At 73.4% G+C, this 8647-nt stretch carries 8 protein-coding genes and 1 pseudogene; 5 read left to right on the top strand and 4 right to left on the bottom strand.

The window, feature by feature from the left end; translation table 11 throughout:
• Positions 1-298: pseudogene (locus ABT288_RS20370) on the bottom strand (hypothetical protein); the annotation flags it as partial.
• Position 299: 1 nt separating this feature from the next.
• Positions 300-866 (bottom strand): sigma-70 family RNA polymerase sigma factor, encoded by a 567-nt coding sequence (locus tag ABT288_RS20365; RefSeq protein WP_351609489.1) that lies wholly within the window; start codon positions 864-866, stop codon positions 300-302.
• A 332-nt stretch (positions 867-1198) separates the two neighbouring features.
• Here ABT288_RS20365 and ABT288_RS20360 point away from each other — a divergent pair, with 332 nt between their 5' ends.
• Positions 1199-2218, top strand: a complete 1020-nt coding sequence (locus ABT288_RS20360) for an aspartate-semialdehyde dehydrogenase (RefSeq protein WP_351609487.1) — start codon at positions 1199-1201, stop codon at positions 2216-2218.
• Positions 2219-2242: 24 nt separating this feature from the next.
• On the opposite strand, the gene ABT288_RS20355 is transcribed toward ABT288_RS20360, so the two are convergent.
• Entirely contained in the window at positions 2243-2389 is a 147-nt protein-coding gene (locus ABT288_RS20355; protein ID WP_351609484.1) for an MFS transporter permease, read from the bottom strand.
• On the opposite strand from ABT288_RS20355, the gene ABT288_RS20350 reads away from it, so the two are divergent.
• The 3 genes from ABT288_RS20350 (at position 2382) to ABT288_RS20340 (ending at position 5243) form a co-directional block, all read left to right on the top strand.
• The gene (locus tag ABT288_RS20350) at positions 2382-3035 is read left to right on the top strand and encodes a hypothetical protein (RefSeq protein WP_351609481.1); all 654 of its coding nucleotides are present in this window, start codon (positions 2382-2384) and stop codon (positions 3033-3035) included. The two genes, ABT288_RS20355 and ABT288_RS20350, sit on opposite strands and share 8 nt — an antisense overlap.
• 19 nt (positions 3036-3054) lie before the next feature.
• A complete protein-coding gene (locus tag ABT288_RS20345; protein ID WP_351609478.1) occupies positions 3055-4416 on the top strand; it encodes an RNA polymerase subunit sigma-70 in 1362 nt (453 codons plus the stop codon).
• Between the two features lie 68 nt (positions 4417-4484).
• Complete coding sequence (locus tag ABT288_RS20340) at positions 4485-5243, top strand: SDR family NAD(P)-dependent oxidoreductase (RefSeq protein ID WP_351609475.1); 759 nt, start codon at positions 4485-4487, stop codon at positions 5241-5243.
• Between the two features lie 88 nt (positions 5244-5331).
• Here ABT288_RS20340 and pepN read toward each other — a convergent pair whose 3' ends face one another.
• On the bottom strand, positions 5332-7905 hold the full coding sequence (pepN, locus tag ABT288_RS20335) for an aminopeptidase N (RefSeq protein ID WP_351609472.1): 2574 nt from the start codon (positions 7903-7905) through the stop codon (positions 5332-5334).
• A gap of 112 nt (positions 7906-8017) precedes the next feature.
• Here pepN and ABT288_RS20330 point away from each other — a divergent pair, with 112 nt between their 5' ends.
• Entirely contained in the window at positions 8018-8506 is a 489-nt protein-coding gene (locus ABT288_RS20330; protein ID WP_351609469.1) for a DUF1203 domain-containing protein, read from the top strand.
• Positions 8507-8647 lie beyond the last annotated feature (141 nt).

Here is an 8647-nt window from a genome sequence, read left to right as displayed (position 1 = left end):
GGCGCGGAGGCCGGCGCCCTGCCCCCACCGGTCGCGCGGCACCGCGCGGGCGGGACACCGGCCGAGGGCTCACGGCCGCCTCGGCGGGCACCGCCCCGTCCCCCCGCTCCCCGGTCAGCGCCTCCGCGAGCCAGGTCAGCTGCTCCCTCAGCACCGCCAGGTCGGCCTCGGCCGCCCGGTGTCCGGCGAGGAAGCCCGGATCGGGGTGAGCCTCCTCCGGCAGCGGCTCCCCCGTGATGGCGGCCATCAACGCGTCCATCCCGCCGTGCTCCCCGGCGTTTCCCTGTCCGGCGGTCACGTCACACCACCTCGTCCTCGTGCAGACGGTCGCGCAGGGCGCGGACCGCCGTGTGCAGCCTGCTCTTGACCGTGCCCTCGGGGATGCCCAGTTCCTCGGCGATGGCCCGGACGGGCAGGTCGGCGAAGAAGCGCAGCACGACCACCTGCCGCTGGGCGGCGGGCAGTTCGTCCAGGCCCTGGGCGACGGCGAGGGAGAGCAGGCTGGTCTCCTCGCCGGAGGGGTGCGCGGGCTCGCGGAGCGCGGCCAGCCGCTCCCCCAGCCGGTCCCGGCGCCGCTTGGCCCGGTGCCAGTCCATGGCGAGGTTGGAGGCGACCACCGCCGCCCACGCCGAGATGTCCCGCGGCGCCTCCCGTCCGCTCGCGGTCCGCTCCAGCAGCCGCAGCCGTACCTGCTGCACCCCGTCCGGCAGGTCCGACTGCGGCACGCCGCCGAGCGCGAGCACCGCCCGCACCCGGCGTTCCTGGGCCGCGTCCAGCGGATCGTCGCCGGTACGGTCCGCGCCCGCCCCACGGTCCGTACCGGCGGCGTACGCCCCCCGGTCGCGGCGCGCCCCTCCGCGCAGCACAGGCCACCCCCTTCCGCGTTCGCCCCTACGACGCGGCAGCGGGCCCAAACGTTCGGACGGGTTTCCGGCGGTCCGCAGAGGCGTACGTCACATCGCCGAGTGGCCGGGGAACCGTACGGGCAGGCGCGGGACGGAACAGCTTGCGGCCCTGGCGCCCGACGGAGGGAATTTCTCCAGCTCAGGGGCGTGTTGGACGGACGTACGGAACCGTCCGCCGGGTGATCGTGTCCCACTCCTCGGGCACGCCTCGCAAAGAATTGGACAGGTGGACCGGGGTCGGCCGCATGATGGAAAAGCCCCGGTCATGCACGAGACACAAAGAGGGAGTCACTGTGAGGGTCGGAATCGTCGGAGCCACCGGTCAGGTCGGCACGGTCATGCGCAGGATCCTCGCGGAGCGGAACTTCCCCGTGACCCAGCTGCGCCTGTTCGCCTCGGCGCGCTCGGCCGGCAGCGTGCTGGACGGGGTGACGGTGGAGGACGCGGCGACCGCCGACTACACCGGCCTGGACATCGTGATCTTCTCGGCGGGCGGCGCGACCTCCAAGGCGCTGGCCGAGAAGGTCGCCTCCCAGGGCGCGGTCGTGATCGACAACTCCTCCGCCTGGCGGCGTGACCCCGAGGTCCCGCTGGTGGTGTCCGAGGTGAACCCGCACGCGGTCGCCGACCGCCCCAAGGGCATCATCGCCAACCCGAACTGCACCACGATGGCCGCGATGCCGGTCCTGAAGCCGCTGCACGAGGAGGCCGGGCTGGAGGCGCTGGTCGTCGCCACCTACCAGGCGGTGTCCGGCTCGGGTCTCGCGGGCGTGGCCGAGCTGCACGGCCAGGTGCAGAAGGTGGCCGACGAGGCCGACAAGCTGACCCACGACGGCCGGGCGGTCGACTTCCCCGAGCCGCAGGTCTACAAGCGCACCATCGCCTTCAACGTGCTCCCGCTGGCGGGCTCGATCGTCGACGACGGTCTGAACGAGACCGACGAGGAGCAGAAGCTGCGCAACGAGTCCCGCAAGATCCTGGAGATCCCCGAGCTGAAGGTCTCCGGCACCTGCGTGCGCGTGCCCGTCTTCTCCGGCCACTCCCTCCAGGTCAACGCCCGCTTCGCCCGCCCGATCTCCCCGGAGCGCGCCACCGAGTTGCTCGCAGGGGCCCCGGGCGTCGCCCTCTCCGACATCCCGACCCCGCTGCAGGCGGCCGGCCAGGACCCGTCGTACGTCGGCCGCATCCGCCGCGACGAGACGGTGGACCACGGCCTCGCCCTGTTCATCTCCAACGACAACCTCCGCAAGGGCGCCGCGCTGAACGCGGTCCAGATCGCGGAGCTGGTGGCGGCGGAGCTGTCCGCGAAGTAGGCCGGCCGTACGGCACAGGGGCGGTCACCGTGGTGTGGCCGCCCCTTTCGTGTCCCCGACCGCCGCCGGCAGCGCGAGGACCGCACCCGTGACCAGTACGACGGTCAGTCCGGGCCCGTCCGCGAGCCGGCCGCCGGTCAGGGCGCCGAGTGCGACGGCGGTGTTGAACACCCCGGCGAACAGCGCGGACGCCGCCTCCCGGGCCCGGGGTGCCGCGACCGCCGGCCGGGTCTGCGCTCGGACGGACACCCCCGCCGTACGCCAGGCGGACGCGCGGGCGGTGGCCCGGGGCGGCGTGGGCCCGCTGCGGCTGGGCTTCCAGGGCGCGGCCGACACGCAGCTGATGGCGGCGGTGACGGCGTTCGGGACGGCGGACCGGGGCCGCTCCGCGGAGCTGGTGGAGATCCCGTTCTCCGATCCGTTCGGCGCGCTGCGGCGCGGTGCCGTGGACGCGGCGGTGGTGCTGCTGCCGGCCGAGGAGCCGGACCTTCCTCGGTCCGGTGTCCTCGCGGCAGCGGCGGACGGTGGCCGTCTCCCGCCGCCGTCCCCTCACCGGACGGGACCGGGTCGACGCCACCGAGGTCGCGGCCGTACCGCTGATCGCCCCGGCCCCGCCCGCACCGCCGTACTGGCGGACCGCGCACGCCCCGGCACGCTGCCCGGCCCGTCCGCCACCACCCTCCAGGGGGCCCTGTCCCTGGCCGCGGCGGGCCGGGGCGCGCTGGGGCTGGTGTGGCAGCGGGAGGCGGAGACCGAGACGGTAGGCGAGTTCGCGCGGGTGCTGGCGGGGGCGGCTGCGGTGCGCGAGGATCGCTGACCGGGATTCCGAGCGGGAGGTGGCCGTGGACACGTGCGCGACCTGTGGCGGCCCTCTTCCGGCGCGGGCCGGCCGCCGGGGCCGTAGCTCGCTGTACTGCTCGGCGGCCTGCCGGCAGAAGGCGTACCGGGAGCGGCAGGACGGAGGCGGGGGCGGGGGCCTGGAGGAGCTGATCGAATCGGTCGGGCGGCAGGCGGGTTCCCTGGTGCCGAGGCCGGTCTCCGCGCTGTACGCGGGCGTGAGCGAACTGTCCGCCTCCGTGGCCCGGCTGCGCCGTATCGCACGGCTCGCGCAGGAGACCCAGCAGACCGCGGACCATTCCGTCACAGAGCCCGGCGTGACGGAAAACCCCGGGAGCGGGGCCGGCGCCGGCAGCCCGGATTCCGTCACGGACTCCCCCGTGACGGAAAGCGACGCGACGCCCTTCGACGAGTCCGCCTTCGCCGCCCTCACCGAGTCCCACCGGCGGGCGATCCGCGCCCACTGCTATCGCATGACCGGCTCCTACGACGACGCCGAGGACCTGGTCCAGGAGACGTTCCTGCGGGCCTGGCGGGGCCGGGACGGCTATCAGGGCCGGGCGAGCGCCCGTACCTGGCTGTACCGCATCGCGACCAATGCCTGCCTGGACTTCCAGCGCCGTACCGCCCGCCGCCCGCAGACTTACGAGCCGCTGCCCGGCATGGACCACGGCACCGGCGAGCCGCCCGCCCGTATCACCTGGCTGCAGCCGTACCCGGACGACGAGCTGCCGGACAGCGCGGCGGAATCGCGCGAGACCGTCGAGCTGGTCCTGCTGGCCGCGCTCCAGCACCTGCCGGCCCGGCAGCGGGCCGCGCTCGTCCTGCGCGACCTGCTCGGCCTCACCGCCGCCGAGACCGCCGAGGCCCTCGGCAGCTCCGTGGCCTCGGTCAACAGCGCGCTGCAACGCGCCCGTCCGGCCCTGCGCGAGCAGCTGCCCGAGAGCCGTACGGACTGGACGGCCACCCCGCCGACGGACGCCCAGCGGGCCGCGCTCCAGCGGTACATGACGGCCGCCGAGCGGCTCGACTTCGCCGCGATGGCCGAGCTGCTCGCCGAGGACGTCACGCTGACGATGCCGCCCAACCCGTTCTGGTTCACCGGCCGCGAAGCACTGCTCGCCTTCCTCCGGCCGAGCCTCGACCCCGCGTCCCCCCTGTTCCTCGGCCACTGGCGCCACCTGCCCGCCCGCGCCAACGGACAGCTTGCGGCCGGGGGGTACGTCCGCCGACCCGGTACGAACGTCTACCGCGCCCAGGTCCTGGACGTGCTCCGCTTCGACGCCGCCGGCCGCGTCACGGAGATCACGTCCTTCGAGCCGCACCTGTTCCCGGCGTTCGGACTGCCGCTGCGGCTGTGAGCGATGAGCGCCGGGGGTGCCGTGCGTCTGTATCGGTGAAACGGACACCACTTCCGAAGGAGTTCACCATGCTGCTCACCGACAGGACCGCGGTCATCTACGGCGCCGGCGGCTCGATCGGCGGTGCGGTCGCCCGCGCCTTCGCCGAGCAGGGCGCCCGTGTCCACCTCGTCGGCCGTACCCGCGCGACGCTGGAGGCGGCGGCCGCCGACCTCAAGGACGCGGAGGTCGCCGTCGTGGACGCCCTCGACGAGGCGGCGGTGGAGGAGCACCTCGCGGCGGTCGGCGACGTCGACATCTCGTTCAACCTGGTCACCCGCGGCGACGTGCAGGGCGCCCCGCTCACCGAGATGCCCGTGGACGACTTCCTGCGGCCGGTGATCAACGGCGCCCGCGCCAACTTCATCACCGCCCGCGCCGCCGGGCGCCGCATGGCCGAGCGCGGCTCGGGCGTCGTCCTCACCCTCAACAGCGGCTCCGCGCACGGCAGTCCGATGATGGGCGGCACGGGACCGGCCGATGCCGCGATCGACACGCTCGTACGGAACCTGGCGATCGAGCTGGGTCCGCGCGGGGTGCGGGCCGTGGGACTGTGGGCGGCCGGGGTGCCCGAGACGTTCACCGTCGAGAAGCTGTCCGCCGTCAACCCGGCCATCGACGCCGCCGCCGTCCAGGGCATCGTCGACAACCTCGCGACGATGCGCATGACCCGCCGCAACCCCACCCTCGCCGAGGTCGCCGCCACCGCCGTCTTCCTCGCCTCCGACCAGGCGGCCGGCATCACCGGCACCTTCGTCGACGTCACCGGCGGGATGGTCGCTCGCTGAGCCGGGGAAGGGCGCCCGGGGCCGGTGAGCCACGCGCATACGAAAGGGCGCCCGGCACGGATGCCGGGCGCCCCTCCTCGAATGGTGGCTACTCCGCCGCCGCGTCCGCGGCCTGGGCCTTCAGCGCCCGCTCGATGCCCGAGCGGGACTCCGAGACGAGACGGCGCAGGGCCGCGTTCGGCTCGGCCGCGGCCAGCCAGGTGTCGGTCTTGGCGAGGGTCGCCTCGGAGACCTGGACCGCCGGGTACAGGCCGACGGCGATCTGCTGGGCGATCTCGTGCGACCGGGCGTCCCAGACGTCCTTGACGACCTCGAAGTACCTGTCCGCGTACGGCGCCAGCAGCTCGCGCTGGTCGGTCTGGACGAAGCCGCCGATCACCGCCTCCTGCACGGCGTTCGGCAGCTTGTCGGAGTCGACCACCGAGGCCCAGGCCTCCGCCTTGGCCTCGGCCGTCGGGCGGGCGGCGCGGGCGGTGGCCGCGTGGCGCTCACCGGCGGCCGTCTTGTCCCGCTCGTACTCGGCCGCGATCTCCGCCTCGTCGAAGCGGCCGACCGCCGCCAGCCGCTCCACGAACGCCCAGCGCAGCTCGGTGTCCACCGCCAGGCCCTCGACGGTCTGGGTGCCCTCCAGCAGCGCCTCCAGCAGGTCCAGCTGCTCGGGGGTGCGGGCCGTCGCCGCGAAGGCACGGGCCCAGGCCAGCTGGTGGTCGCTGCCCGGCTCCGCCGCACGCAGGTGGGCCAGCGTGGCGTCGGTCCAGCGGGTCAGCAGGGACTCGCGGGCGGCCGGGTCGGCGTACAGGTCGATGGCGAGCTTGACCTGGCGGTGCAGCGACTGCACGACACCGATGTCCGACTCCTTGGCGATGCCGGACAGGACCAGGGAGAGGTAGTCCCGGGTGGCCAGCTCGGCGTCGCGGGTCATGTCCCAGGCCGAGGCCCAGCACAGGGCGCGCGGCAGGGACTCCTGGAAGTCGCCGAGGTGCTCGGTGACCGTCTTCAGGGACTCCTCGTCCAGGCGGACCTTGGCGTACGACAGGTCGTCGTCGTTGAGCAGCACGACCGCCGGACGGCGCTTGCCGGTCAGCTGCGGTACGGCCGTCAGCTCGCCGTCGACGTCCAGCTCGATCCGCTCGGTGCGCACCAGCTTGCCGGAGCCGGAGTCGAGGTCGTACAGGCCGATGGCGATGCGGTGCGGGCGCAGGACCGGCTCGCCCTTGGCGCCGGCGGGCAGGGCCGGGGCCTCCTGGCGGACGGCGAAGGAGGTGACGACGCCGTCAGCGTCCGTGGCGATCTCCGGGCGGAGGATGTTGATGCCCGCCGTCTCCAGCCACTTCCCCGACCAGGTCTTCAGGTCGCGGCCGGAGGTCTCCTCCAGGGCGCCGAGCAGGTCGGACAGGCGGGTGTTGCCGAACGCGTGCCGCTTGAAATAGGCCTGCACGCCCTGGAAGAACTCGTCCTCTCCGACGTACGCGACGAGCTGCTTGAGCACGCTCGCGCCCTTGGCGTACGTGATGCCGTCGAAGTTGACGAGCACGTCGTCCAGGTCGCGGATGTCCGCCATGATCGGGTGCGTGGACGGCAGCTGGTCCTGCCGGTACGCCCAGGTCTTCATCGAGTTGGCGAACGTGGTCCACGAGTGCGGCCAGCGGGAGCCGGGGGCCGCGGCCTGGCAGGCGATGGAGGTGTAGGTGGCGAACGACTCGTTCAGCCACAGGTCGTTCCACCACTCCATGGTGACGAGGTCGCCGAACCACATGTGGGCCAGCTCGTGCAGGATCGTCTCCGCGCGGACCTCGTACGCCGCATCGGTCACCTTGGACCGGAAGACGTACTGGTCGCGGATGGTGACGGCACCCGCGTTCTCCATCGCGCCCGCGTTGAACTCGGGCACGAACAGCTGGTCGTACTTCGCGAAGGGGTACGCGTAGTCGAACTTCTCCTGGAACCAGTCGAAGCCCTGCCGGGTGACCTCGAAGATCGCGTCCGAGTCCAGGAACTCGGCCAGCGACGGGCGGCAGTAGATGCCCAGCGGCACGCTCTGCCCGTCCTTCTCGTACACGCTGTGCACGGAGTGGTACGGGCCGACGATCAGCGCGGTGATGTACGACGAGATGCGCGGGGTCGGCTCGAAGGACCAGACGTTGTCCTGCGGCTCCGGGGTCGGCGAGTTCGAGATCACCGTCCAGCCCTCGGGGGCCCGCACGGTGAACCGGAAGGTGGCCTTCAGGTCCGGCTGCTCGAAGGAGGCGAACACCCGGCGGGCGTCCGGGACCTCGAACTGGGTGTAGAGGTAGGCCTGCTCGTCGACCGGGTCGACGAAGCGGTGCAGGCCCTCGCCGGTGTTGGTGTAGGCGCAGTCCGCGACGACCCGCAGGACGTTGCGGCCCTCCAGCAGCCCCGGCAGGGCGATCCGCGAGTCCTTGAAGACCTCGGCGGGGTCGAGCGCGTCACCGTTCAGGGTGACCTCGTGGACGGTGGGCGCCACCAGGTCGATGAAGGACTCGGCGCCGCCGCGGGCGACGTCGAAGCGCACCGTGGTCACGGACCGGTAGGTACCGCCCTCCTGCGCGCCGGAGAGGTCGAGATCGATCTCGTACGAGTCAACGGTGAGCAGCTCGGCCCGCGCTTGCGCCTCTTCGCGAGTCAGGTTTGTGCCAGGCACGCGGTCATCTCCTCGTTATGTGTCGGTTGCGCCATCCTTCCATGCCGCCCACCGGGAAGGCGATGTCCGGTTCCCGCCGGTGGGCGGGGCGTCGCGGCGGGACGCTGGAGGCATGACGACGACGGACACGACGACACACATCGCACGTCCCATCCAGCCCCGGGTTCTCAAGGAGCTGCGGACCGCCGACGACGCGGGCCGCCCCCTCGTCCCCTTCACCGACGAGGAGGGCGGCGCCCCGCTGCGCTGCTGCCTGCGCCCCAGCGAGCCCGGCGAGCAGATCGCCCTGGTGTCGTACGCGCCGCTGCGCCGCTGGGCGGCCGGGACGGGCGCCGATCTCGGGGCGTACGACGAGCAGGGACCGGTCTTCATCCACGCCGCCGGCTGCCCGGGGCCGGCCGACCCGGCGGCCCTGCCCTTCACGAACGCCCACCGCGTGCTGCGCCGCTATGCGGCCGACGGCCGGATCCTGGGCGGCCGCCTGACGGCCGCCGACTTCCCGTCCGCCCTCACCGAGGCCTTCGCCGACCCGGAGGTGGCGGTGGTGCATGTGCGGGCGGTGGAGTACGGGTGCTTTCTGTACGAGGTGCGGCGGGGCTGAGGCTCGCGGCAGAAGGAAGCCCCAGCCGTGCTGGACGCGGCGGGCCGCGGCCACGAGCTCGGCGGGCAGGCCGGGGCCGGCGCAGGCGTGGCCGATCAGCAGGTCCCGGTACGTGTCGTTCGGCAGCTCCGGCGCCAGTTC

The organism is Streptomyces sp. NPDC001093 (assembly GCF_040298985.1).
In the GTDB taxonomy this organism is placed as follows: Bacteria; Actinomycetota; Actinomycetes; order Streptomycetales; family Streptomycetaceae; genus Streptomyces.
Note: the sequence above shows the minus strand (reverse complement) of the source record. Positions and strands in the feature narration are given on the sequence as shown.